Annotated in this window: 22 protein-coding genes and 1 pseudogene; 18 read left to right on the plus strand and 5 right to left on the minus strand. The window is 47.0% G+C overall.

Annotation, left to right across the window (positions count from 1 at the left end; translation table 11 throughout):
* Window positions 1-384 precede the first annotated feature (384 nt).
* The 5 genes and pseudogenes from DXA13_RS12625 to DXA13_RS12645 form a co-directional block, all read right to left on the minus strand.
* Window positions 385-1,457 (minus strand): annotated as a pseudogene (locus DXA13_RS12625) (IS3 family transposase).
* A 146-nt stretch (window positions 1,458-1,603) separates the two neighbouring features.
* The gene (locus DXA13_RS21840) at window positions 1,604-2,599 is read right to left on the minus strand and encodes a hypothetical protein (RefSeq protein WP_243009105.1); all 996 of its coding nucleotides are present in this window, start codon (window positions 2,597-2,599) and stop codon (window positions 1,604-1,606) included.
* Entirely contained in the window at window positions 2,596-3,153 is a 558-nt protein-coding gene (locus DXA13_RS12635) for a sigma-70 family RNA polymerase sigma factor (RefSeq protein ID WP_118244884.1), read from the minus strand. Before DXA13_RS12635 ends, DXA13_RS21840 begins: the two co-directional genes overlap by 4 nt.
* An 806-nt stretch (window positions 3,154-3,959) precedes the next feature.
* Window positions 3,960-4,436 carry a hypothetical protein gene (locus tag DXA13_RS12640; RefSeq protein WP_147348030.1) on the minus strand — a complete coding sequence of 159 codons (477 nt, stop codon included), beginning with the start codon at window positions 4,434-4,436 and terminating at the stop codon, window positions 3,960-3,962.
* A 29-nt stretch (window positions 4,437-4,465) separates the two neighbouring features.
* A complete protein-coding gene (locus DXA13_RS12645) occupies window positions 4,466-5,221 on the minus strand; it encodes a hypothetical protein (RefSeq protein WP_118244886.1) in 756 nt (251 codons plus the stop codon).
* Window positions 5,222-5,607: 386 nt separating this feature from the next.
* Here DXA13_RS12645 and DXA13_RS12650 point away from each other — a divergent pair, with 386 nt between their 5' ends.
* The 18 genes from DXA13_RS12650 to DXA13_RS12730 all read left to right on the plus strand — a co-directional run bounded on the left by DXA13_RS12650 (window position 5,608) and on the right by DXA13_RS12730 (window position 22,722).
* Entirely contained in the window at window positions 5,608-7,938 is a 2,331-nt protein-coding gene (locus tag DXA13_RS12650; RefSeq protein ID WP_118244887.1) for a histidine kinase, read from the plus strand.
* Window positions 7,939-7,942: 4 nt separating this feature from the next.
* Complete coding sequence (locus tag DXA13_RS21845) at window positions 7,943-8,401, plus strand: response regulator (RefSeq protein WP_243009106.1); 459 nt, start codon at window positions 7,943-7,945, stop codon at window positions 8,399-8,401.
* Window positions 8,402-8,461: 60 nt separating this feature from the next.
* Complete coding sequence (locus tag DXA13_RS21850) at window positions 8,462-8,755, plus strand: hypothetical protein (RefSeq protein ID WP_243009107.1); 294 nt, start codon at window positions 8,462-8,464, stop codon at window positions 8,753-8,755.
* A gap of 134 nt (window positions 8,756-8,889) precedes the next feature.
* Window positions 8,890-9,588, plus strand: a complete 699-nt coding sequence (locus DXA13_RS12660) for an A24 family peptidase (protein WP_118244888.1) — start codon at window positions 8,890-8,892, stop codon at window positions 9,586-9,588.
* A gap of 36 nt (window positions 9,589-9,624) precedes the next feature.
* On the plus strand, window positions 9,625-9,783 hold the full coding sequence (locus DXA13_RS12665) for a Flp family type IVb pilin (protein ID WP_118244943.1): 159 nt from the start codon (window positions 9,625-9,627) through the stop codon (window positions 9,781-9,783).
* A gap of 86 nt (window positions 9,784-9,869) precedes the next feature.
* Window positions 9,870-10,064, plus strand: a complete 195-nt coding sequence (locus DXA13_RS12670; protein WP_243009108.1) for a Flp family type IVb pilin — start codon at window positions 9,870-9,872, stop codon at window positions 10,062-10,064.
* Window positions 10,065-10,186: 122 nt separating this feature from the next.
* Window positions 10,187-10,945: a Flp pilus assembly protein CpaB gene (gene cpaB / locus DXA13_RS12675; protein WP_118244889.1), complete on the plus strand. Its 759-nt coding sequence runs from the start codon at window positions 10,187-10,189 to the stop codon at window positions 10,943-10,945.
* A 5-nt stretch (window positions 10,946-10,950) separates the two neighbouring features.
* The gene (locus tag DXA13_RS12680) at window positions 10,951-12,144 is read left to right on the plus strand and encodes an AAA family ATPase (RefSeq protein ID WP_118244890.1); all 1,194 of its coding nucleotides are present in this window, start codon (window positions 10,951-10,953) and stop codon (window positions 12,142-12,144) included.
* A 3-nt stretch (window positions 12,145-12,147) separates the two neighbouring features.
* Window positions 12,148-13,473 carry a CpaF family protein gene (locus DXA13_RS12685; protein WP_118244891.1) on the plus strand — a complete coding sequence of 442 codons (1,326 nt, stop codon included), beginning with the start codon at window positions 12,148-12,150 and terminating at the stop codon, window positions 13,471-13,473.
* 11 nt (window positions 13,474-13,484) lie between these two features.
* Window positions 13,485-14,426 carry a type II secretion system F family protein gene (locus DXA13_RS12690; RefSeq protein ID WP_118244892.1) on the plus strand — a complete coding sequence of 314 codons (942 nt, stop codon included), beginning with the start codon at window positions 13,485-13,487 and terminating at the stop codon, window positions 14,424-14,426.
* Window positions 14,427-14,437: 11 nt separating this feature from the next.
* Entirely contained in the window at window positions 14,438-15,190 is a 753-nt protein-coding gene (locus tag DXA13_RS12695; RefSeq protein WP_118244893.1) for a transglutaminase domain-containing protein, read from the plus strand.
* A gap of 3 nt (window positions 15,191-15,193) precedes the next feature.
* A complete protein-coding gene (locus DXA13_RS12700; RefSeq protein WP_118244894.1) occupies window positions 15,194-16,096 on the plus strand; it encodes a type II secretion system F family protein in 903 nt (300 codons plus the stop codon).
* A 13-nt stretch (window positions 16,097-16,109) separates the two neighbouring features.
* Window positions 16,110-16,493, plus strand: a complete 384-nt coding sequence (locus tag DXA13_RS12705) for a DUF192 domain-containing protein (RefSeq protein ID WP_118244895.1) — start codon at window positions 16,110-16,112, stop codon at window positions 16,491-16,493.
* Entirely contained in the window at window positions 16,490-17,818 is a 1,329-nt protein-coding gene (locus DXA13_RS12710) for a hypothetical protein (RefSeq protein WP_118244896.1), read from the plus strand. The genes DXA13_RS12705 and DXA13_RS12710 overlap by 4 nt, the downstream gene beginning before the upstream one ends.
* A 22-nt stretch (window positions 17,819-17,840) precedes the next feature.
* Entirely contained in the window at window positions 17,841-19,733 is a 1,893-nt protein-coding gene (gene cooS, locus DXA13_RS12715; protein WP_118244945.1) for an anaerobic carbon-monoxide dehydrogenase catalytic subunit, read from the plus strand.
* A gap of 9 nt (window positions 19,734-19,742) precedes the next feature.
* Window positions 19,743-20,189, plus strand: a complete 447-nt coding sequence (locus DXA13_RS12720) for a 4Fe-4S dicluster domain-containing protein (protein WP_118244897.1) — start codon at window positions 19,743-19,745, stop codon at window positions 20,187-20,189.
* Complete coding sequence (locus DXA13_RS12725; RefSeq protein WP_118244898.1) at window positions 20,186-21,502, plus strand: FAD-dependent oxidoreductase; 1,317 nt, start codon at window positions 20,186-20,188, stop codon at window positions 21,500-21,502. Before DXA13_RS12720 ends, DXA13_RS12725 begins: the two co-directional genes overlap by 4 nt.
* On the plus strand, window positions 21,499-22,722 hold the full coding sequence (locus DXA13_RS12730) for a TadE/TadG family type IV pilus assembly protein (RefSeq protein ID WP_118244899.1): 1,224 nt from the start codon (window positions 21,499-21,501) through the stop codon (window positions 22,720-22,722). The genes DXA13_RS12725 and DXA13_RS12730 overlap by 4 nt, the downstream gene beginning before the upstream one ends.
* Window positions 22,723-22,772: the final 50 nt, after the last annotated feature.

Consider the following 22,772-nt stretch of genomic DNA (forward strand, 5'->3'; position numbering starts at 1 on the left):
ACGATAGTTGCTGTTATATATAAAACAAGGGCTGAAAGTCCAAAAAGGAACTTTCAGCCCAGTGATTATCATAGAAGATCAGCATTTACAGACTTTTTTTCACACACTCACAAAGCTAGTAAGAATATCCGTGATTTTAGGCACTTTTTCAAGCATATGGTGTTCACTGGCTATTAAGAGTTTATCTTTCTTACGTTTGGGCGTTCAGAAATGAGCGTCTATTTTTCACCCAAAATCACGAAAGGAGGATTTACAAATATATGAAAAAGATTATGAAACGCCTTTTAACTGGCGTACTAAGTCTGGCTGCGGTATTCACAACCTTACACGTTTCACAGGTACAGGCTGCGGAAAAGCAATACTGTACTGGATTATCAACACTTTTTAGACAACTTTTTTAAGGTTAGTAAGCCTGTATTCTTTTGGTGTTCGATATCCCAGTGAAGAGTGGATTCTGTGATTATTAAACCAGTTTACATAATCCGATAATCCGTACTGTAACTGCTTCAGTGTTTCGTAGATCTGTCCATTTACAAATTCTGTTTTGATGATTTTAACGGTGACATCCGCCACAGCATTATCATATGGACAGCCTTTCATGCTTAGAGAACGCCTAATGTGAAAAGTCTTAAGCGTTTCGTTTTTGAATTCGTTCCCCCTGGAAAATGCTTTGCTCACAAAGCTACGTCTTTGTTCTTTCCAGCGCTATATCCTATGATACCGCGATTGAAAAGGTCAACAAGGACACATATATAATGCCAGCTCATTACGATCCGTACATATGTTAAATCATTTACCACCACGTTATATTACGGTTGATTGGAAAACTCTCTTTTGACCACATTCGCTACTTTGGATTCGTTGCACTTTTCCACGTGTGGTTTAAACTGTGCAACGGTATAGCCGGATACCAGAACTTCCTGTTTCATGGTCCTTCCAATGTGTCTGAGGGAAACGATAAGATTCTTTTTTCTAGCCCCACCTTGATTTTACGGGTGCCATAATTATTTCGGGTCTGTCTGAATATTTTCCGGATTTCCGATGCCAGGCTATTCTCATCCGGTTTTTACTTTAATTCGTAATAATAAGTGCTCCTGGGTATGCTTAGGACTTTGCACATTGCTGATACAGAGCATTTGTGGGCGTTTGCTTTTATCACATTTACTTTCGTCCTAAAATCAGCGCTGCTTGTTTTAAAATGTTGTTCTCCATCTCCAACTGGCGGTTCCGTTTACGAAGCTGCACGAGTTCCTGCTGTTCTTCTGTACGGTCTCTTTTTCATGGAAAGAACCAGATGTTTCAGCCTGCTTGAGCCATTTATCAAGCAGAGAAGTGGCAATATCGTATTTCCTATAAATATCCTATTTGCATTTGCCATTTTGATAAAGCAGGACTAATTGCTGCTTGAATTCGTCTGTATAAGAACGAGGTTTTCTTTTTTGCTTTTTCTCAGCCATGTATGATGACTCCTTTGTCTGATAATTTTATTTTACATGACCTTAAAATAGCTGTCCAATTAATTGTAACCTATCCAAGGTGGTCGACTTCGGGATATGGGTGGCGTTACTCACCCAATGTGTATACTTATCTTTATAAATGTGGACTAATCCCCAAGCGGCTTAAATGCGACTGTGATAACCGCTCCCTCTGTGTCAGTTGCCTGTGCCATTGAAAGACCTGACCCATCATTTAGCACAGCGGAGTATATCACAGTCTCCGAACCACTCCCGGCTGTTTTAACTTGAATTGAGATAGTGCCGGTAAAAGTCGCTTCATCTTCATCATAGATGGTAAAGGTGATTTCGGCAGAAGGCTCATATTTATAATTTTCCTCTGCCTGGGGCGTCCAGTAAAGGGTACTGCCGCTTGGGAGTGATAGCTGTTTGCCCTGCGGATAAGCGGTGCCGTCGTGATCTTGATAGTCTATGAGCGTGCCGGTATCACATTCTGCTTGAATGGTCGAATAAGGCAAATCAAACTTAAACGGAAATGCGGGGAGTTTGGAGCTTAAAAGCGGCTCATATTCCCATACAACATTGGAGGCCGCGCTTGTATCCGGCGAGGTGTTATCGCGGATCGTCCATTCCCCGGTTTCCATGTCCTGTGTCAAATAAAAATACTGCTGTGTCTGGCCGTCGTCCATAAAGGTCTTTGTGTGGTCGTACTCCACATAATAGTTCGCATATACGACAACAAAGTGTTTTGCCAGATACTCGTCCGTCCAGCCCCGCGCCTGGGCAAGCTCGCTGCCTGAATACATGGCCGCGACACGCGCCGTTTCATCTTCATCCACCTTGATTTCATCGACACGCACGCTGACCGTATATTCTTTCCCGGCCTGACCTTCAATCGCGCTTTGGACGGTCTGCACCGGGTCGGCAGATGGCTTTTGCAGCCACGGGTCGAACCAGCCTAACTGATATGCGGCAAATCCGCAAAGGGTAAGCAGCGCGGCAATCACCGCGACGAGCGCCAGCGCCCGCGTCTGCTTCATGCTCCGGGCTTTTTTCGTAGTATTCATAAAAATTCTCTCTTTTGCTTCCATAATGTATTTATCCTCAATTGTTCCAAGTGCGTCAAGAATGTGACTTGCGTTCATGCCATTCCCTCCTTTTTTAGATGTGAAAGCAGCTTTTCCCTTGTCCTGTGGAGCATGGATTTTACTTTACTGGTGCTGAAACAAAAGTCTGTGCTGATTTGCTCGATAGAGTCCAGATACCAGTAGCGGCAGAGAAAAACTTGCCTTTCCGTAGTTGGCAGATTGGCGATAAAGCGATTGAGTGCTTTTGACAGCTCAGCCGCCATAATTTCATCTTCCACCTTAATATTTGACGGTACACACTCTGAAAGCTCGTCAAGGGCTAGGGAAACTTCGCCGCCGCCGCGCTTGTCCCGGTGGCTGTCCCGCCATTTCTTGAGGGATATGCGCCGGGTAATTTTACCGAGGAAAGAACGCAGGATGGACGGACGGTGGGGAGGCATGGCGTTCCACGCGCCAAGGTAGGTATCGTTAACGCTCTCGTCCGCATCTTCCCGGTCACAGAGAATGTTATACGCAATGGCATAGCAGTATTTCTCATACTTTGACGCGGTTTCCGTGATTGCGCTCTCGTCTCTTGACCAATATAAATCTACAATTCGGTTATCCTCCATCCTGCCACCTCCTATGGTCTATGTAAGGTCCCTTCACCTATCTACTTCCCGTTTTTTGTTTTGGTTGCATTCGAATACAAATTTCTATGAAAAAATGAATATTATCTACATCTCTATTTTAGAGGATTTGCGAAGTATAGACAAGGTTGTCTTATCGAACATAGTACGGGGGGCATAGTTGGCAAGTAAGGCAAGAGTATAGACACTTGCCATTTTCGCCCTGCGAAAATGCTTGTTGGGGCGCCCCCAAACCAGCTGGACTTCTGGCCACACTGGCTATAAGTCCTGGGCACTTTGCGCCCCTTGACTGCGGCCCGTTGCTATCGTCCCTTGCGGCCCCGCCGCTATTGCTTCCGGGCCTTACTTTCCCGCCTATCAAGACATCCCTGTCAATCGGTTCTGCACAGCCGGGGGCGCCACCTGCACTAGCGCGTGGTTCAGAGTGCCCAGGGAATCCGCAGTGGGAGAACTTTTGCACGCTGCTGAATTAACGCGAAAGCAGTAGGGGATTCATCGGGATTAAAGAAAAATGATCATTTCTCGTGATAGGTCACAGACCTATTCATCCGCTGCACAAAAATCCCATCCAAATGTGATACAAGTTTTAGACGAAAATACGGAAGGTGCCGTAAATGGCATCTTCCGTATTTTAAGTTTACCGTTTTATCATAAAACGTGTTTCAGCGAAAAATCGATTAAACCGTCGTTTACTGGCATATGGATATGGAGTATGAGAGGCTGAGGATATTAATTAACGGTTTCTTTGACTTCTTTGCCTGGATGAAAAGTGACATTTTCTCAGCCGGTTATTTATATTGTGCATAAATATACTGGTCTGAGTCGTTGGTCCAGATGACTCCGGAAACTTTATTGCCCAGTACGGACGGATTGTTAAGCTTAGCTTCTCTCCAATGACTGAACTGACAGCCGACTTTACAGGGAACCGCTGTTTTTATAGTCTTAGCAATCGTTGTGGTATTGCCTCTGGAATTCTTGGGAACCTCGAATTCCGCAAATACCTCGCCAGGATCGTCTGGAGAAGAACCAGTCATAAAATACAGTTTTACATTCTGCGTATACTGCGCATAGATATACTGGTCCGTCTCATTGGTCCAGATAACACCGCTTACTTTACTCCCCAATTTAGAAGGATCTGACAAGTTTCTTTCTTTCCAGTGGCTGAATGTATAGCCTTCCTTCTTTGGCTTGCTTGAGCCAATTGTCTTTGCAATGGTAGTTGTGTTTTTTCTGGAATTTTTCGGTACCTCATACTGTGCATACACTTCTCCCGGATCGTCCGGAGAAGAGCCGGTCATAAAATACAGGGTAACTGTATCACTGGATTCTTCTGCCTCAGTCGTTTCTTCTTCCGAGGAGTTTCTGTCTCAGGGGGCGCTTCCGTTTCAGGTATAGATTCTTCAATCTTTGTCATCGTAAAATAGAGATTCCCCTCATCTTTACTTATTTTATCAATTCTGATGGATTCTGGTGAAAATGAATATCCTTCCAGTGAAGGTGTGACAACAACGTCGCAGCCTGCCGGAGCAGCACAGATAAAATCTCCTCCGCAGAAAGTTAAGTCTTTATCCTGTGACAGATTGGTTATATTAAAATTGACAACCGGACACAAATTGGCAGGCAGTGCTGCTCCATTCAGTGTAATCTGGCCGCCTACATTAAAGGCGTTAGCTGTATTATCCGCAACCAAAATTAAATCAGCGGAGTCCTCACCCATGAAAATACTTTTGGATGCGGAAGTGTAACCCGGCAGTTCTGCCTTTACATTGAGAACGGCGAGGGAATATATACTTACATCGGTTGGTATGGAATAGCGTCCGTTTGAATCAGGATTGCCTGTCCATTCTTTATCAGAGTCGCTGTTGGCGCCGTACCGGACAGATATCGTCACATCCTCCAGTCTGCCATTGCCACCGGAGAGAGTGATCAGGCCGGTTACTGTCTTTTTCGCCGACATATTTTCTGCCATGGCTGTCATGGGAGTGAACACCGTCATAACCATGGCTATCGTTAATACTGCTGTTATAATGCGTTTAAACTTCTTAAACATACATTTCCTCCATTCGCTATTTTATTGTTCCATATTACGCAGATGATACTGCAATGATTGGTATAAAGCATTACGCAATGCTTCTTGAAATCTTTATGGATTCGCCTCCCATCCCCATTTTTAAACAGAATATTCCATACTCTTTCGTAACCCGTTTCCAGGATAACATATCAAGCGTTATGGATACATGGAAGAAGAGTTGCTTTAGTGTGAAAGTAAGCACAACAGCATGAAATCGCAGGACAAAACTGTACAACATATTCTTCTTATGCTAAAATCAAAGCACATTAATTTTTAGTGAACATTTTTTCACGCTTTTAGAACACTGTGAATGGTATTGTAATAATAAAATGAAGAATGACCTTTTCACGTCGGAGGTGTAGAAGATGGCATACCAGAATATATTTAAAATCAATGTCCGCGAAGGGACAATGAGTTCCGTTACATCGGATACAGCGAAACAGAACGGGGCAAATCTTCTATATTATGAGGAATGGATGGAAGAATTTTTTGACAGCAAACGCGATATTTTTCCGGTCGGAGACAGTGGAATCATCTCTCTGCAGGTGCTCAGGGAAGCGGTCTGCAGCGGTGAGGAAAGGGCTGTGTATTTTCGAAGAGGAAAAGATGGACTTCGCTGGTATGAAGTTAAAGTGCTGGTTCAGCAGGGAGTGGAGGAATGTCTGCTGATTGTCAGAGACATTCATGAGGGATTTGTAGAAAAGAGAAAAAAACTTAGAATATCCCTGTATCAGTCGATGCGCAGGAATCTGGCCCTTCTCAGAGAGCAGGGCCTGATTTGTGGGATTGTAGTACGTAATCTTACAGATAATAAAGTGTGTTTTGCAGACAGAAGATCAAAAGCATTTTACAATAACTTATTTTATGAAGAAAAGAGGGAAGAGTATAGGAAAAAATCAACAGTACTGACACAGCCGTCAGGCGGGTATAATCTGATGCAGGGAACCTATACTGCTTCCGACTGTTTCTGTATCGAGGCGGAGGATGGTCAGAACTTATGGGTGCATCTGTTTGGAGAGACTCTGGTGAGGGAATCAGGGAAACAGTTTCAATATTTGCGCTATTTTTGTGTCCCTCTGGAGGACAAGGCTCTGAGACCGGCTGGCGATCCGAAAAGCAGCCATTTGACGGAGTTGGTTGAGAGCTATCTTTTTGAGTGGAATATAGAGGACAATCATCTGACACTGGCAGATAACTGGAATACCAAATTCTGTGCCGTCGGGACCGGTAATCATGGATTTAGAAGGATTGAACGGTATATTTATAAAGACGATATTCCTAAAGTGAGAAAGATGTTTAACGCGATACTTTCAGGCGATATTGAAGATAATATTCTAGCCAGATTTTTTGTGTCTGATGAGCACGGGAAAGAACAGGCCAACTGGTGCAGTATCAGTCTAATCAGCGTATTGTATGACGGAAAAGTGCCCATGTATGTAATTGGGAGTGTCCGCGATTTGAGTTCCAAGCTGAAGATGGTGATGGAGACAACTTTAAAAGAGCACGGAGTGTCGAAGGAGATGGTAGGCAGGGCCAGGCTGCTGGTGGATCATCTGATTTGTGAAGCCCCAATCGGAAGCAGACATGCCCTGATAGCGATAAAGATGCGTGCCCTGAATGAGGATAATAATTCGGGTATGGAGCTGCTTATTTATCAATATATGGAGCTTGTTACACGTATGATTTATCCGGATGATATTGTCTGGGTGGATGACTGTAATCTGATGCTGTTCTTACACAATGTAGGTGATGATTTGAATGCGCGGAAAAAAGCCGAGCGTATCTGCCGCATATTGGAGAACCGCGAGAACGGGGAACTGATGGCTGATGTAGGCGTGGCAATGTTCCCGGATAATGGAGAAAACTTCGACAGTCTGATGGCTCAGGTAAAGATCGATCTGTGGAATGGCAAGGATGCATTTGAAAGCAGAGAAAATGTTCACCTGGGAATGAATACAATGAGTGCCTACAGCTCTGTAAACATAATTTCTGATATTTTGGATGAATGGTACCGCACGATCAAGACGAACAATGTACTGAAAGAGAGAATGGAGCTTACAAAAGCTCAGCTGCTGCTCAGCCAGATTAAGCCGCACTTTATCTATAATGTCCTGGCGAATATTAAATCACTCATCTATACCGATGCGGATAAGGCGGCGGATATTGTAGTGGCTTTTACAAAGTATCTCAGAGTTCAGCTCAATGCGATTGCCAAGGAGGAGATGGCTCCCTTTTCGAAGATTCTCGGTTTTGTCCGGAATTACATAGAAATAGAGAAAAGCCGTTTTCCAGGGAAGATTATGGAGTACTATGATATTGGATATGAGGATTTCAAAATGCCTCATTTTATATTGCAGCCGGTTGTTGAGAATGCAATCAAACACGGTATCTGTAAGCGCGAAACTCCTGGAAGACTTATAATCAGATCCTGTCTCCGGGACGAGTTCATTGTAATTGAGGTGGAGGATGACGGTGTCGGATGCGAGGTCGGCAGCATAGAAAAGGAGCGAAAGGATGGAGGTGTCGGGCTTGAAAACGTAGGGGTAAGACTGCATCACCTGGTAAAAGGGACGATAGAGATGGAGAGCCGTCTGGGGGTTGGAACCAAGGTTACGATAAAGATACCAAAGAAAAAAGATGATAAATGTGAGATGGCTGCGGAAGTGGTCAGAATTGCAGATAACAACGGGGAGTGAGTGAATGGTTGCGATCGTGGTAGATGATGAAATTAATATTCTGGAGGATATAAAGAGAAACCTTTTAAGAATAAGCGGGGTGGAGTGTCATGGAGCATTTACCTCTTCGCTGGAGGCCCTTAAATTCGTTCATAAGAATAAGGTGGAGCTGGCTATTCTGGACATTGAGATGCCGGGACTGAACGGGCTGGAATTGGCGTCCATGATGAAGGATGTGCAGCCGGATATACAATTTATATTTATTACGGGATATGATGACTATGCACTGGCCGCATACCGCCTTCACGCAATGGACTACATAACAAAACCGTTTTCATTTTCTGAATTCAAGCAGGCTGTGGCCAGGGTGGGACTTCTGATAGATAAGCTGGGGGATCAGGCTGAAAAGCCGGTCAGCCGGATCGAAGTACGGACATTTGGCAAATTCGATATATATGTGGACGGAACACCTCTGTTTTTTTAGTACAGCAAAGCAAAAGAACTGTTCGCCTATCTGGTCAACGCCAGGGGCGGGGATGTCTCCATGGAACAGGTCATCTCGGTCTTGTGGGAAGATCGTGCTTACGATTCCAAAGTAAAACAATTGTACCGGAAGGCCGTTTCCATCATGCGCGCTACATTCCGGGAAGTGGACTGCCAGGACATCTGTATCTACTATCGGAGTTATCTGGCAGTCAACAATAAGATGTTCCAGTGTGACTATTATCAGTTTATGGATGGGAATAAGGATAAACGCAAAGCCTTTATGGACAATTATATGCCGGAGTATTCGTGGGCGGAAGAAACCAACGCAATGCTTGGCAATATGACAGATTAGAACGCTTCGGCGTTCTTTTTTTTAGAAAAATGTCATATTTCACGCTTTTGTATCAGATATAGAACGGAATTGTGCCCCTGCCTGTGATATGATGTAGCCATAAAAAAGAAGAGATAAACAGAAAGGATTTACAAATGGCAGGGAGTGTTTCACCGGGATTGATTTTGGGGTGTATAGCCGCAGGGATTGCCGGTTTGGTAGTTGGAAAGCGGACGCCGGAGATAAGCCTGTACTTGATTGAGTACAAAGAGGCTAAAAGGGGAGAAGCTTATCAGTACTTTCTGTATCCGGCGTGGAGAAGCTGGCTTTATGCTGTGGGCCTGGCGGTTATCTGGATCATGGCCGTTTACTGGTATAATCCGATTCAGACAGTAGTCCTGGCGGTTCTGTCGACCGTGGCGATGATGATTATCTATATAGACAATCGCTACCGAATCATTGCCAATGAGATTACATTTCCTTTAATGGTGTGCGGCCTTGTTTTGAGTCTGGCAGCCGGAGGGATGGAAGGAGTGGCCGGAAGTCTGGCAGCGGCAGCAATTGGTCTCCTGCTGTGTTTCCTGTCATCTGTCTTTACAGGAAAAAAAGGCGCTGTGGGTGCAGGTGATGTAAAACTCATGATGGCGGCGGCCCTTGTGAGCGGATATCCGGGTTTCATGTACTTACTGATCTTTATGGCTGCGGCGATGGGGCTTTACTGTATAGCCGGTCTTTTTACAGGAAAACTGTCATTGAAGAGTTATTTCCCAATGGGAGGATTTGTTGCTGCCGGTATGATATTCGCCTTTGTTGAAGGACAGCTAATGCCCTTGATATACCAGCTGCTGGAATAAAGCTCCCAGTTGCGGGGAATGGGGATGGGGGATGGTATGGACGTTATAAAATGGATACGGTATGAGGAGAGCGGCCAGAGTATGGTGGAGTACGCTTTGATTATGATCATTGTCTCGGTAGCGGCAGTCAGCGCTTTGAGAGTGATTGGAACCATAGCAACCGGGTATTTTGAACTGGCGGCAGACAAATTTTGAATCAATAAGCAAGGATAGGGAAGAGACGTTCTTTGCTTTTGAGATATATTAAGAAAAATAAAATAACAATAGCAGGAGGATGCAGGATGAAAGGATTTAATGAAGTGAAAAAGTGGTTTGTGGAAGAAGAAAGCGGCCAGGGTATGGTAGAGTACGGTTTGATTATTGTACTGATCGCCATCGCGGTGGTAACAGCCTTTCGGGAGTGGGAGATAAACTGGTTGCTACATTTGAGAACATTTCACAGTCGATTAACCCTACCCCGTAATTTTAGAAATTAACACAATAAAATTAATTTGCCGTAGACAGGAAAGAGACATTGCAATAGAGAGAATTCAATCTCTTTATCTTGCAGTGTCTTTCTTTCATAAAGGTAGAAATAAATTGCAGAAAGGGCAAGCCGATGAAGAAGACAAAACTGATCTCCCTGCTGGCCGCTATCATCGCGACGATTGCTGTGTGGTCCGCATTGAACAGCCGCAAAGAAGAACAGCTTTCAAATGAAAGGACACGGCCGGTTGTAACTGCCCGAGTTGAAATACCGGAGGGTACCGTGATTGAGGCGGGCATGCTGGAAGTGAAAGAGGTACCGGAAGAATTTGTGGCAGGCTCCGTCTTTTCAACCACCGGGGAGGTGGCAAAGAATGTGGCAAAAGGCGATATTGCCGCGGGGGAGCAGATTACAAAGGGCCGCCTTTCCTCTGCGGAGGCGGATGAAATAGGCCTTGCCTACCGGATTGAGAAGGGAAAAAGGGCAATTACGCTGGAAGTGGGAATCGAGGCCGGAGTTGCCAATACGATCCTTCCCGGCAACAAGGTGGATATACTGGAGACCAATCTGAATGAGTCCGGAGGACTGACAACCAGCTACTTGCTGCAGCAGGTGGAAGTTCTGGCGGTCGACTCCCATTTAAGAAGATGGGAAGGAGCAGGCGTGGATGAGTACGCCAGTGTCACATTGTCCGTCACACCGGAAGAGGCATTGCTGGTGGAAATAGACAGTTTCACCGCCAGAATGGTAAATGACGGAAATCTGCGTCTGCTTTTAAGACCACAGGATGATGATGGACTCTCGACGGAGCTATCTGTAGAAGCCAGTGCCATTTGGGAGCAGGCAGCGGCGCCGCCGTCCGACCAGCCGGCAGAACCGGGACAGGAGTAGGAAAAATGAATATCAGGACGCTGTTAGTTGGATTTGATGATGATATGAGAGATCGGCTCACCTATTTTTTAAGTGAGTCTGAGATAGAGATTAAAGGCGAGATCGGAGATCTGTCACACGGGACGGAAGCGATCGATCGGGATAAACCGGGACTGCTTCTTGTTGCGGCAACGGCGGAACGCAAGCTTTTCATGTTTTGTCAGCAGGTTTACATTTTATATCCTGAAGTAACCATGGTCATGATTTCTGATATGGCCGAACCGGAATTACTTGAACTGGCAATGGAAGCTGGTATTCGCAGAGTGTTAGCGCCGATTCCTCAGCGGGAGGAGCTGATCAGCGCCCTTAAAGAGCTTTGTATTAATGAGAGTTCCCGGCATTTTAACCGTCTTGAACAGGATGCCTCTGTTCCTAAGACTGAGGTCCTCTTTGTGACAGGAGCAGGCGGCGGAATCGGCAAGACGACACTTGCCGTAAATCTTGCCGTGAAACTGGCTGCATCAAAGCGCAAAGTGGTTTTACTGGATTTTGATATGCAGTATGGAGACAGCGGACTGTTTCTCGGGATTGAGTCAAGACAGACGCTGGCAGAGCTGTTGCAGGATCAGAAAACACCGACGCTGGATACGGTCAACTCCTATTTGGAGTACCATCAGTCGGGGATAAAAGTGCTGTTCGGCCCCAGAAGTCCGGAATACGCGGAGACGATCAGCGGAAAAAACATCGAGAAAATAGTCGGTATCCTGCGAAATTACTATGACTATATCGTGATAGACGGAGCGGTTGGGTTCGGAGAGGTCAATCTGTCTGTACTGGATTTCAGTACCTCGGTTCTGATGGCTGTACAGCCGCAAATCTGTAATTTGAGAAACACAAAGAAAGCGCTGCTTCTCCTGAACTCTTTAAATATGGAACAGAAGGTTCGCCTGGTACTCATAGAGACTCTTTCCAAATCTATTTCTACCGCTGATGTGGAGCGGGTTCTGGGCAGAAAGGTGGATACAATTCTCCCGTATGATGAGAAATTCACAACCTCAGCGCTCAATCAGGGAAAGCCTGTTGTTATGTGTGCGCCTAAAAGTCCCTATACGGTGGGAATATCCCGGCTCTGCGCCATGCTGGAGGGTTCTGTGCCATCAGCTGGAGGGAAACGGAAAAAGGGAGGACGCACACGGAGAAAATTTGCAAAACGGGGGTAAAACATGGGCCTTTTGGAGCGACTGGAACGGGCCAAGCTCGTAAAGGCGGCACAGGAAAAAGACGTGCAGCCGGAAACTATTGAATACTATGATGAATATGAAGAGTTTAAAGATAAAATTCATATGACGCTGGTTAAACGGGCCAATACCTCATCCCCGGATGAAAAACCGGTTGATATCAGAACGGTGATAAGCCAGCTGGTGGAGGATGGAGGCGAAGAGCTTCCAAAATCGACGAAGCTGAAGCTGATTCAGCAGATTTATGACGAGGCGCAGGGACTCGGCCCTCTGGAAAAACTTTTGAGAGATGACTCAATCAGTGAGATTATGGTGAACGGACCGTACAGTGTTTATGTGGAGCGGAAAGGGCGCCTTGAATTGACGGATATTAAGCTGAAGGATGACCGCTATGTGATGGAGCTGATTGGAAAAATAGCAGGTCCCATCGGCCGCCGGTGTGATGAGGCCAGTCCGATGCTGGACGCCAGGCTCCCTGACGGTTCCCGTGTAAACGCAATTATTCCGCCCCTCTCTCTGAAAGGACCGTCACTGACCATCCGTAAATTCTCAAAGGTTCCCCTCAGGGCGGAAAATCTGATTGAATTTGGTTCTGCTTCGTTTCAGATGATGAATTTTCTGGAGGCCTGCGTAAGAGCCAAGGCGAATATCATCGTCTGCGGAGGAACGGGAAGCGGGAAAACCACGCTGCTCAATATCCTGTCCGCCTATATACCGGATGACGAGCGCATTGTGACGATTGAAGATTCGGCAGAGCTTCAGCTTAGCCAGCGCCATACGATTACGTTAGAGAGCAGGCCGGCCAACGCGGAAGGTATGGGATTGGTTACAATCCGCGATCTCGTCAGGAACGCCTTGCGTATGAGACCGGACAGAATTGTGGTCGGAGAGTGCCGTTCCGGAGAGACACTGGACATGCTTCAGGCCATGAATACGGGTCACGACGGCTCCATGACCACGGCCCATGCAAACTCTTCCAGAGATGTCATATCCAGACTGGAGACCATGGTGCTGATGGCCGGAATGGACCTGCCCGTCAAGGCGATCCGGGAGCAGATATCTTCGGCTTTTGATATTATCGTAAATCAGGCGAGAATGAAGGACGGCAGCAGAAAGATTGTGGAAATTTCAGAGGTGGTCGGCATGGAATCAGATGTGGTTACGCTTCAGACGATCTATCAGTTTAATCTGGAAGGCTATGATAATACGGGAAAAGCGCTCGGACATTTCCGCCCCACAGGTATATGGCCCAGAGTTGCTGCTAAAATGGAGGATCGCGGGATTCACGCTTTGGATTCCTGGTTCGCGTAGAGGAGGCTGTCATGGAAATTTTGTTGTTGTCGCTGCTGTTCGGCGTATACGTGTTCTCGCTGGGCTTGTTTCTATTTAGAGTGGTTTTCAACGGAAAGAGTAATCTTGAGAAGGCGCTTGACGCAATCCAGGCGATGGGAAAGAAGGGAGAGACCGGTAAGAGAGAGGCGCAGAAGAAAAAGAAGAAGAAAAAGATAATTGGCTTTGACGTATCTGAAAAGTTGAGAGAAGAGCTGGAAAGTTCCGGTATAAAGATGAGCGGTCAGGAATATCTGCTCCTCTGGGGCGGTCTGATTACATTTCCTTCTATGATGGTCTATTTCCTCACCGGGAGAATCGGTATGGTACTGCCGCTGCTTGCCGTCTGTGTCGTGCTGCCCCCGGTTATAGTGAAAATGCTGCGGAAGAAACGGCTCGAAAAATTTTCCGGACAGCTGGGGGATGCTCTGATGACGGTGAGCAACTGTCTGCGCAGCGGATTTTCTTTCCGTCAGGCCATCGACCGGGTCAGTACGGATATGCCAAACCCGATAGCGGAAGAGTTTAAGACGGCGCTTCAGGAAGTAAGTTATGGAGCGTCGATGGAGAGTGCGCTGGGAGGTATCGCCAGGCGCATGGAAAACAGCGATATGGAAATGATTAATTCGGCGATTATAGTTCAACAACAGGTGGGCGGCAATCTGTCCGAGGTAATTGATAATATATCCGATACGATTAAAGACCGCATTCGAATCCGCCAGAGCTTGAAGACACTGACGGCCCAGGGGAGGATGTCCGGCTTGATTCTGGGGCTTTTGCCGGTATTCGCGCTGGTTTTTCTGACTTTTATAAACCCGGAGTATATGAGCACATTTTATACAACAGATTTCGGAAAAATGCTGCTGATTGTGTCATTTCTCATGGAGTGTACGGGATTCCTCGTTATACGTAAAATCGTAAATATTAAAATTTAGGGGGCCGGTCGATGCGGTATTTATTGAAAACACACACCCTGGCGGGACTCACGGTGAGAGTGTTTATGTGTACACTTATGCTGGTGCTCCTGCTGTCCGGGGCGGCGCCCGCGGACGACGGCAGCTCTGGAATCAGTTATGAAAATACAGGCGCAGTCATAATAAAGCTCATGGAAGATGAGAACAGCCAGCCGGGGTACATCTATACGGATGTTGTCTTTTCCAGCCAGACGGAGGTGGAGAGTTTCGCGCAGTATTTCTATAAAAGTTATTATTATGGAAGCACGCAGGTGAAAGTGGGTTACTCGACACGTTCAGACATGCCGGGAGAGTACAGCCTCTGCGTCTATACGGAAAAGCCTCAGGAGGCAGCCAGAGAACAGCGGGTAGTCGAGAAAAAACTGGAAGAGGCGGCCGCCGGTATGAGTGCTCAGGGCGATTATGACAGGGCGATGGAAGTCTATCAGTGGACATACGATCAGTTTGAATACGATTACAGCTTAAAAAGTATTAATGTATACAGTGCCTTTGAGACAGGTAAAACGGTATGCAACGGTTACGCCCGGATTTTTCAGGCCCTTTGCGCCGGAAGAGGGCTGGAGTGTGAGATTGTGTATGGCGTGGATCATGCCTGGAATCGAGTGATGCTGGACGGCCAGTGGAGATATGTTGACATAACATGGAATAAGAATATATCTGAAAACAGATGGCTGTTTCTGCGGGAAGAAGAGATGGGCAGTCACCAAAAACAGCTGGAGGTATAGGATATGAGAGATTGGATTGCGGTAATGAGTACAGGAATCTGTATATACTGTACCGTCTTATTTCTCTTGGAGAGGAAAAATATGGCGCTTCAGGATCAGCTGAACGCGGTGGAAATGCTGGGCAAGGAAAACAAAGGGACGCAAAAACGGTACAAAGGATTTTTTATCACGCGGTTTCTGAAAGCGGTGCTGGGCAGGCTGCTTGTCCGGATCGGCTCTTTTCTTCCAGTGAATAGTCAGGACCAAGAAAGGATTTCCCTTCTGATGTATCAGAGCGGATTCAATATGAAGCCGGAGGAATACATTGCGCTTCAGTTCCTGCTGATGGGCGGCGGCGGTCTGGCCGGGTTGTATTACGGTTATATGACGGGAATCAGTATGCCTTTGTCCGCTGGTATCGGAGTGTATGCGTTTTATGTCATCCTGCGCTTCAGCGCGTCGGGGAGAGCGGCCAGGAGAAGGGAAAAAATAGAAAAACAGTTTCCGGAAATCCTGGATTTGCTGAGTATCAGCGTGGAAGCCGGTCTTGGTTTCAGCCAGGCAATGCAGTACATTACAGAGCAGTGCCAGGGACCTTTGATAGAGGAGTTTCAGATCGCGGTGCGCGCTATGGGGCTTGGACAGAGCCGGAGGACGGCATTAGAGGAAATGTCACTCCGATGTGGACTTGACGAGATTAATATCTTTGTAGGAGCAGTGATACAGGCAGATGAGCTGGGGATATCACTTAAGAATATTCTGACCGCACAGGCCAGAGAAATGCGTAACTTAAGACGGATGAAAACGGAAGAGCAGGCTCAGAAGATCCCCGTGAAAATGCTGCTGCCTCTGAGCGTTTTTATCTTTCCAATTATGATGATTGTCATTATGGGACCTGCTGTCCCTAAGATGATGTCCATGTTTTAAGGCGGTGAAAACAATGAAATACTGTATGAGAGCCGGTGATGATACCGGGCTGTTTCTGGAGAATGTATCGATAGCAGATAATTTCTGCGCGCGTTTTTGGGGGCTGATGGGCCGAAAACAGATTGGAATGGAAGAAGGGCTTTTTTTGAAACGGGTATCGTGTATCCATACATGTTTTATGCGTTTTCCTATCTGCGCGGTATATCTGGACAAGAACCTTTGTGTTGTGGATAAAGAGGTCATCCGGCCGTGGCGCTGCGGAAAGCTCTGTAAAGGGGCAGCCCACGTTTTGGAAGTACACCAGGAGCAATGGAAGAATGTCAGGGTATCTGCAAAGATGGTGCTGGAAAGCAGGGGGCAGGAAATGTCGGATGGAAACGGAGGAGATGGCAGATGAGTAAGTTGGAAGATGAGCGGAAAGAGCCTGACAAAACGGATGAGCTGAGCGACATGCGCAGGGAATACGAGCAGGCGGATCTGGAGGAAAGCCTGAAGCGTGTGCTCTTTGGCGGATATTCAAAAAAGAAGGTAAATGAAGTTTTAAGCACTTATAAGGAAATGATTCGATGGATGCAGGAGAGCTTCGACTATCGCTTGAAAGAGCTGAACGAAGAGAAAGAACGTGTCTGGAATGAGCGCGTTGTCCTGAAAAAGCAGCTGAGTGCGGAGCTGGAAAAAAATAAAAAGACAGAGTCTCTGAAAGAGGAAGCCGAGCGTTGGAAGCAGCAGTATGAGGATGATTGCATTACTTTGAAAAAGCAGCTGAACGCCCAGATAGAAAAAAATGGAAATATAATTGCGCTGAAGGAGGAGGCCGAGCGCTGGAAGCGGCAATATAAGGATGACTGTGCTGTCCTGAAAAAACAGCTGAATGTGGAATTAGAGAAAAATAAAAAACTGGACTTACTGGAAGAAGAGGCCGAGCGTTGGAAGCAGCAGTACCAGGGAATGAAAGAGAAATATGAACGGTCTTACACAGAACTTCAGCGTGTCAATGAAGAGAAGACAAACCGGCCGGCTCAGGCGACGGATGAGGAAGGCAGTTCATCTCTGATTATCTCACTGACCAGTCAGCTGGAAGAACTGACATCGTACTGTGAATCCATGGAGAAACAGCAGAGAAGCCTGGAGATTCAGATTTCAAGTATGAAGAATATCAGCCAGGAGCTGGAGCGTCTGTCCGCTCAGTATGAAGAAAATCAGGCGGAGTTAAAAGATGCCAGACTCAGATATGCCAATGTCAAGAACGAAAACAACGCATTAAACAGCGAGATGGAGTCAACCGGACGGATTCTCGAGGAGATACTGGAGCAGTTTGAGCAGAAGGAAGCTGAAAATGATGTGCTGCGTCGGCAGGTGGATGAATTTCAGGAACAGCTTCTGGCGGTTAAGAGAGAAAAGCTGACGCAGGAACAGGCGAATCTAAGTTACATGGAGCGCGCCTATACTGCGGAACGAGAACGCCAGGAGGACAGGGAGGAGCTGTATCTTGTTAAAAAGGAGCTTGAAGAGCTTAGGAAAAAATGCGACTCTCTCGAAAAAAGCAAGGTTATAAAGATTCAGAGTGTGGCGGAACCGAAAGAGGCGGAAATTTCCGAAAAAGAACGGATCGAGAGGATTCTCAAACGGGCTTCATCTGTGGCGGAGAGAGCGGCTGAACAGGGTGAGAAGAGCGTGAGAGAAGACACGGCAAGGTTTACAGATGGAAAAGAAATACTGTGACAGAGATAAAACGGAGGAAGCTATGAGTCATCAGACAGAACAATTAAGATGTGACATCTGCCCCAGCGCGGATAAGGAGCTGGAAAAATATATTGGAGAACTGCCGTACGAAACGTCTTTTCACAGAGTGGAGGGACAGTCTGTCAAGTGTGGATTTGGGCTTATGGGAACATGCTGCCGCCTCTGCGCCAACGGACCCTGCCGGATTGTCCCGGGAGGTGAGCGGGGAATCTGCGGCGCAGATGCCGACACGATCGTAGTGCGCGGTTTTTTAAGAGCTGTGGCAAGCGGTTCCGGATGCTATATACATGTGGCTGAAAACGCAGTCAGAAATCTGAAAAAAACGGCTATGGCCAGAGGTAGATTTACGAGTGTCAGAGCGCTGGGACGTCTGGCAGCCATTCTCGGAATAGAGATGAAAGAAAATATTTACGAGACGGCGATGGAGCTGGCGGATGCCATTAAGCAGGATCTTTACCGGGAGACGGATCATAAGATGCGTTTTATAAGGGCGCTGAGTCTTCCGCAGCGGTATGAAGTGTGGAAACGGATGGAGATTCTTCCCGGCGGCGCCAAGGCGGAGGTATTTGACGGGGCGGTAAAAACATCTACAAACCTGTCCAGCGATCCGGAGGATATGCTCCTTCACTGTCTGCGCCTTGGGATTTCCACAGGGATTTATGGCCTCAAGCTGACGAATCTGATCAGTGACATCCTGATCGGGGAGCCGGAAATCCACTTCGCTCCGGTCGGCCTTCAGGTGATCGACCCGGACTATATCAATATTATGGTGACAGGCCATCAGGAAATACTCTTTTCGCAGATCATGCAGGCGGCATCCTCACCTGAGGGAATGGCTGCCGCAGTAAGCGCGGGGGCGAAGGGATTCCGCATTGTGGGCTGTACCTGTGTTGGACAGGATATGCAGCAGAGAAAGGCGCAGTATCAGGATGTTTATGCGGGAACAGCCGGCAACAATTTTGTGAGTGAAGCAGTCCTGTCCACCGGGGCAATTGACGGTGTCATATCTGAGTTTAACTGTACTCTGCCCGGAATCGAGGAGCTCTGCTCCTTACTGGACGTAGAACAAATCTGTATTGATAAAATGGCCAAAAAGAAGACGGCGGAGTTCATTCCGTACAATTTTGAGACAGCGGCCGAGGACGCAATGAAGATATTAAATCAGATAGCAAAACGGTATAAAATCAGGCGGGGCAGGGTGAAAATATGTCTGCCGGAACACCATGGAAACAGACAAAGTCTGGCGGGTTTAAGTGAGCTGTCTCTGAAACAATTCATGGGAGGCGCCTGGAAGCCGTTACTCGAACTCATTATCAGCGGAAAAGTGAAAGGCATTGCAGGCGTAGTAGGCTGTTCCAGCCTGGATGGAGGCCATGATGTGCTGACGGAACGGTTGGTCAGGGAGCTCATAAAAAAAGATATTCTCGTCCTGAGTGCTGGCTGTACGTCAGGAGGGCTTTCCAACTGCGGGTTAATGGAAGCCGGCGCCGCCGAACTGGCCGGGGAATCTCTGAGGGAGGTGTGCCTTGCCCTTGGAATTCCGCCAGTGTTGAATTTTGGTTCCTGTCTGGCGATCGGAAGACTGGAGATGGTGGCGGAAGAACTGGCCGGAGAGTTGGAAATTGACATTTCCCAGCTACCGCTGGTTCTCTCGGCTGCCCAATGGCTGGAAGAGCAGGCTCTCGCCGATGGCGCGTACGGTCTGGCTCTGGGCCTTACGCTTCATCTTGGAAAAGCGCCGTTTGTGGCGGGAAGTCCGCTGGCAGTCGATGTTCTTACAAGACAGATGGAAGGGATCACAGGCGGCCGTCTCATCCTTGAGGAGGATGGATGCGCTGCCGCCAAGCAGCTGGAAGAGGTTATTATGCAGAAGAGAAAAGCCCTTAACATATAGGAGAAAAAGATGAAACGCATTATGATTGACGCATCCCTGTGTACCGGCTGTTTAAATTGCAGCATTGCGTGTATGAATGCCCATAGAGATTCCAAAAAAATTGGTGCGTTTAACGCAGCAGATCCTGAGAATCCGCCCAGGAACAGAGTGGAACAGCGAAAAAAGAAATATTATCCGGTATTCTGCCGCTGCTGCAGCGATCCGGACTGTGTAAATACCTGCATGAGCAAGGCACTTTCAAAGGACAGTGAGACTGGTCTTGTCACATATGACGAGAAAGCGTGCGCAAAATGCTTTATGTGCGTCATGGCGTGCCGGTATGGGCATCCGAGACCGTCCGCAGGTTTAGACAGAGTTATACGTTGCGATTTCTGCCGGGATACGGAGGAGAAGGAACCGCAGTGTGTGAAAGCGTGTCCTGTAAAAGCCATTTATATACAGGAGGTAAGCCTATGAAGTATGCGATTATAGGAAGCAGCGCAGCCGGTATTTCCGCCGCAGAAGAGCTGCGTAAGCTGGAAGAAAACGCAGAGATCACTGTAATATCCATGGAGGATCGTATTTATTCCCGCTGCATGCTCCATAAGTATCTGAGCGGAGAGCGCACGGCTGACAGGATGAAATTTATTCGGGACGGTTTTTTCACAGAACTGGGGATACGGTTTCTGGGCGGCCGCAGCGTAATCTCAATACAGGAGACGGATCATATGCTGATTTTGGACGACGGTAGCCAAATTATATATGATAAGCTTCTGATCGCTGCGGGAGCCTCATACTATATTCCTCCCATCCCCAATTTCAGAGATGCGTTAAATGTTTTGGGGTTTCGCAGCATGGAGGATGCGGATAAACTTATAAAAGCCACTGAGAAGCCGGGCAGACAGGCCGTGATTATCGGAGGAGGACTGATCGGGCTGGATACGGCTTACGGCCTGGAAAAAAGAGGATGTAAGGTGACTCTGATCGAGAAGGAACCGTACCTCATGCCGCTACAGACCGACGCGTATGTGTCGGATCTGTACAGAGAGGCGTTTGAGCGGGCCGGCTGCAATATCATGTTGAATGCAGAGGTAAAAGATTCCACCCTTGACGAAAACGAGAGGATCACCCATGTGATTCTGGATGACGGCACGGAAATACCATGTGATTTTGTGATCGCGGCAACCAGTGTAAAACCGAGAATGGAATTTTTAAATGGAACAAGCATCCAGGCTTTGTATATGAATTACCATATTCATACCGTATTGAGCCGTTTTCTAAAAAAGACAGATATTCATGTCAACAAGGGACTGGAGGTAGATGGACAGATGCGCACCAGTTCCCCCGACATCTATGCCGCAGGGGATGTAACCGGACTGTCCGCCATATGGCCCGACGCAAAGCGCATGGGTAAAATTGCCGCAGCCAGTATGTGCGGGGGAGGCCCGGGAGAACAGGATTTTTATCAATTCAAAAATATGGCAAATTTTTATGGAATTGTCATGTTTTCAGCAGGTAAGACAAGGGTAGACGAAAAGCGGTATGAGGTGCTGGTGAGGCGCAGCCGCGGGACTTACAGAAAACTGATCATCAAGGAAGGTGTGTTGGAAGGCGTTCTGATGGTGGGAGATGTGTCAAACGCGGGGGTCTATCTCCATGCCGTATCCCATCACCTGAATATTGAAAAGGTACGCAATCATCTGTTCCGGCTGTCATTTGCCGATTGGTATGGATATGATGAGACGACAGGTGAATTCTGCTATCAGGCAGAAGAGCAGGAGCCGCTATGAGAGGTTTTATAAATAAAATGAAATACCGGTTTTTCCAAAATGAACGCGGACAGGGTTTGGTGGAGTTTGTGCTGATCTTACCGATTCTAATCATATTTTTAAGCGGAGTGGCCGACACCGGATGGATGATTTACAATTATACCAGTCTGTTTGACCTGACCGACACAGCGGTTCACGCGAATACGAAAGCGGATCAGGCCGAGGCGGAGGAATATATAAATTTATATATCCGCAATTCATTTCCGGAATTTGATATGGATTCTATGACGATTTCCCCTACTACCCAGGTAAGGCAGTATGAATACTTCGAGTATATATGGAAGAAGAATCAGAGAAAGCATTGGAAGGTACCAATGTACTGCAAAACCCTGAAGACAGGTCTGACTATAACCTATCAGGTGGATTACCTGACGCCTATGGGCAAAATCATATTCGGAGACACGGATAACAGTATGGAAATGACGTCCCACTCCGTGGCTGTAAAGGTTCTGGAGAATGAAGCTACAAGCTGGAGGAAACGGATGAAGACTGATCTGAAAAAAAGGGCATGCAATGAGACGGGGCAGGCGATGGTTGAATTTATATTGATTCTTCCGCTGCTGTTACTGCTTATTATGGGTTGTCTGGAAATTTCCTGGTATTTGACCAGCAAGTACAATTTAAACCAGTATGCATCGACGGTAGGGCATAATGTGGAGGCTCCATTCTGGATATACTGGTCTGAATCAGCGGGACCCAGAGACTGGACAGATGTGAGGGATGGGCGAAAACCTTCCTGGCTCAGTCCGCAGGAACAGGCCCTGTGGAGTTTTGACGAGTATGACGGATGGTATGCGTTTGCAGAACCGGCTCCGGGTGAAGTGATCGGAAGCAATTATTTCCGGGCGGCGTACGACAATAAGAATCTGTTCAACGAGCGTCTCGATGACAGTTTCACACTGCTTGACAGAAATGAGGTTTCTTATACGATGAGGGGAGGATGGTATATTAACGCAGAAGCGCTCCATCTTCCGGCAGGTGGCGGCGGAGACTGGAAACAGAAGCGGTTTTCAGAAAAAATAGAGTTTCATACGGCAGATATCCGGGTGGATATGGTTTATCATTACAAACCCCTTACGCCCCTTGGAGAATGGCTGTTCTGCCAGGACGGAAGGGACTACGTTGAGATGAGGACAGAAGGCCGTTATGTATTCAATCTTCAACCTGCGATTTATGGATAGCATTCTGGTGATATGTCAGGAGGAATTTAAAGAAGAAAACTTATTATACT

Origin of the sequence: Clostridium sp. AM58-1XD (genome assembly GCF_003464085.1) — a bacterium.
GTDB lineage: Bacteria > Bacillota > Clostridia > Lachnospirales > Lachnospiraceae > Lachnoclostridium_A.

Coding starts and splice junctions, on each gene's coding strand:
- DXA13_RS12645 (WP_118244886.1), bottom strand. CDS start 5,221: ATGTTTAAGAAGTTTAAACGCATTATAACAGCAGTATTAACGATAGCC.
- DXA13_RS12685 (WP_118244891.1), top strand. CDS start 12,148: ATGGGCCTTTTGGAGCGACTGGAACGGGCCAAGCTCGTAAAGGCGGCA.
- cooS (WP_118244945.1), top strand. CDS start 17,841: ATGAGTCATCAGACAGAACAATTAAGATGTGACATCTGCCCCAGCGCG.
- DXA13_RS12690 (WP_118244892.1), top strand. CDS start 13,485: ATGGAAATTTTGTTGTTGTCGCTGCTGTTCGGCGTATACGTGTTCTCG.
- DXA13_RS12710 (WP_118244896.1), top strand. CDS start 16,490: ATGAGTAAGTTGGAAGATGAGCGGAAAGAGCCTGACAAAACGGATGAG.
- DXA13_RS12665 (WP_118244943.1), top strand. CDS start 9,625: ATGGACGTTATAAAATGGATACGGTATGAGGAGAGCGGCCAGAGTATG.
- DXA13_RS12660 (WP_118244888.1), top strand. CDS start 8,890: ATGGCAGGGAGTGTTTCACCGGGATTGATTTTGGGGTGTATAGCCGCA.
- DXA13_RS12635 (WP_118244884.1), bottom strand. CDS start 3,153: ATGGAGGATAACCGAATTGTAGATTTATATTGGTCAAGAGACGAGAGC.
- DXA13_RS21850 (WP_243009107.1), top strand. CDS start 8,462: ATGGAACAGGTCATCTCGGTCTTGTGGGAAGATCGTGCTTACGATTCC.
- DXA13_RS12680 (WP_118244890.1), top strand. CDS start 10,951: ATGAATATCAGGACGCTGTTAGTTGGATTTGATGATGATATGAGAGAT.
- DXA13_RS12725 (WP_118244898.1), top strand. CDS start 20,186: ATGAAGTATGCGATTATAGGAAGCAGCGCAGCCGGTATTTCCGCCGCA.
- DXA13_RS12700 (WP_118244894.1), top strand. CDS start 15,194: ATGAGAGATTGGATTGCGGTAATGAGTACAGGAATCTGTATATACTGT.
- DXA13_RS21845 (WP_243009106.1), top strand. CDS start 7,943: ATGGTTGCGATCGTGGTAGATGATGAAATTAATATTCTGGAGGATATA.
- cpaB (WP_118244889.1), top strand. CDS start 10,187: ATGAAGAAGACAAAACTGATCTCCCTGCTGGCCGCTATCATCGCGACG.
- DXA13_RS12720 (WP_118244897.1), top strand. CDS start 19,743: ATGAAACGCATTATGATTGACGCATCCCTGTGTACCGGCTGTTTAAAT.
- DXA13_RS12730 (WP_118244899.1), top strand. CDS start 21,499: ATGAGAGGTTTTATAAATAAAATGAAATACCGGTTTTTCCAAAATGAA.
- DXA13_RS12650 (WP_118244887.1), top strand. CDS start 5,608: ATGGCATACCAGAATATATTTAAAATCAATGTCCGCGAAGGGACAATG.
- DXA13_RS12705 (WP_118244895.1), top strand. CDS start 16,110: ATGAAATACTGTATGAGAGCCGGTGATGATACCGGGCTGTTTCTGGAG.
- DXA13_RS12670 (WP_243009108.1), top strand. CDS start 9,870: ATGAAAGGATTTAATGAAGTGAAAAAGTGGTTTGTGGAAGAAGAAAGC.
- DXA13_RS21840 (WP_243009105.1), bottom strand. CDS start 2,599: ATGAACGCAAGTCACATTCTTGACGCACTTGGAACAATTGAGGATAAA.
- DXA13_RS12695 (WP_118244893.1), top strand. CDS start 14,438: ATGCGGTATTTATTGAAAACACACACCCTGGCGGGACTCACGGTGAGA.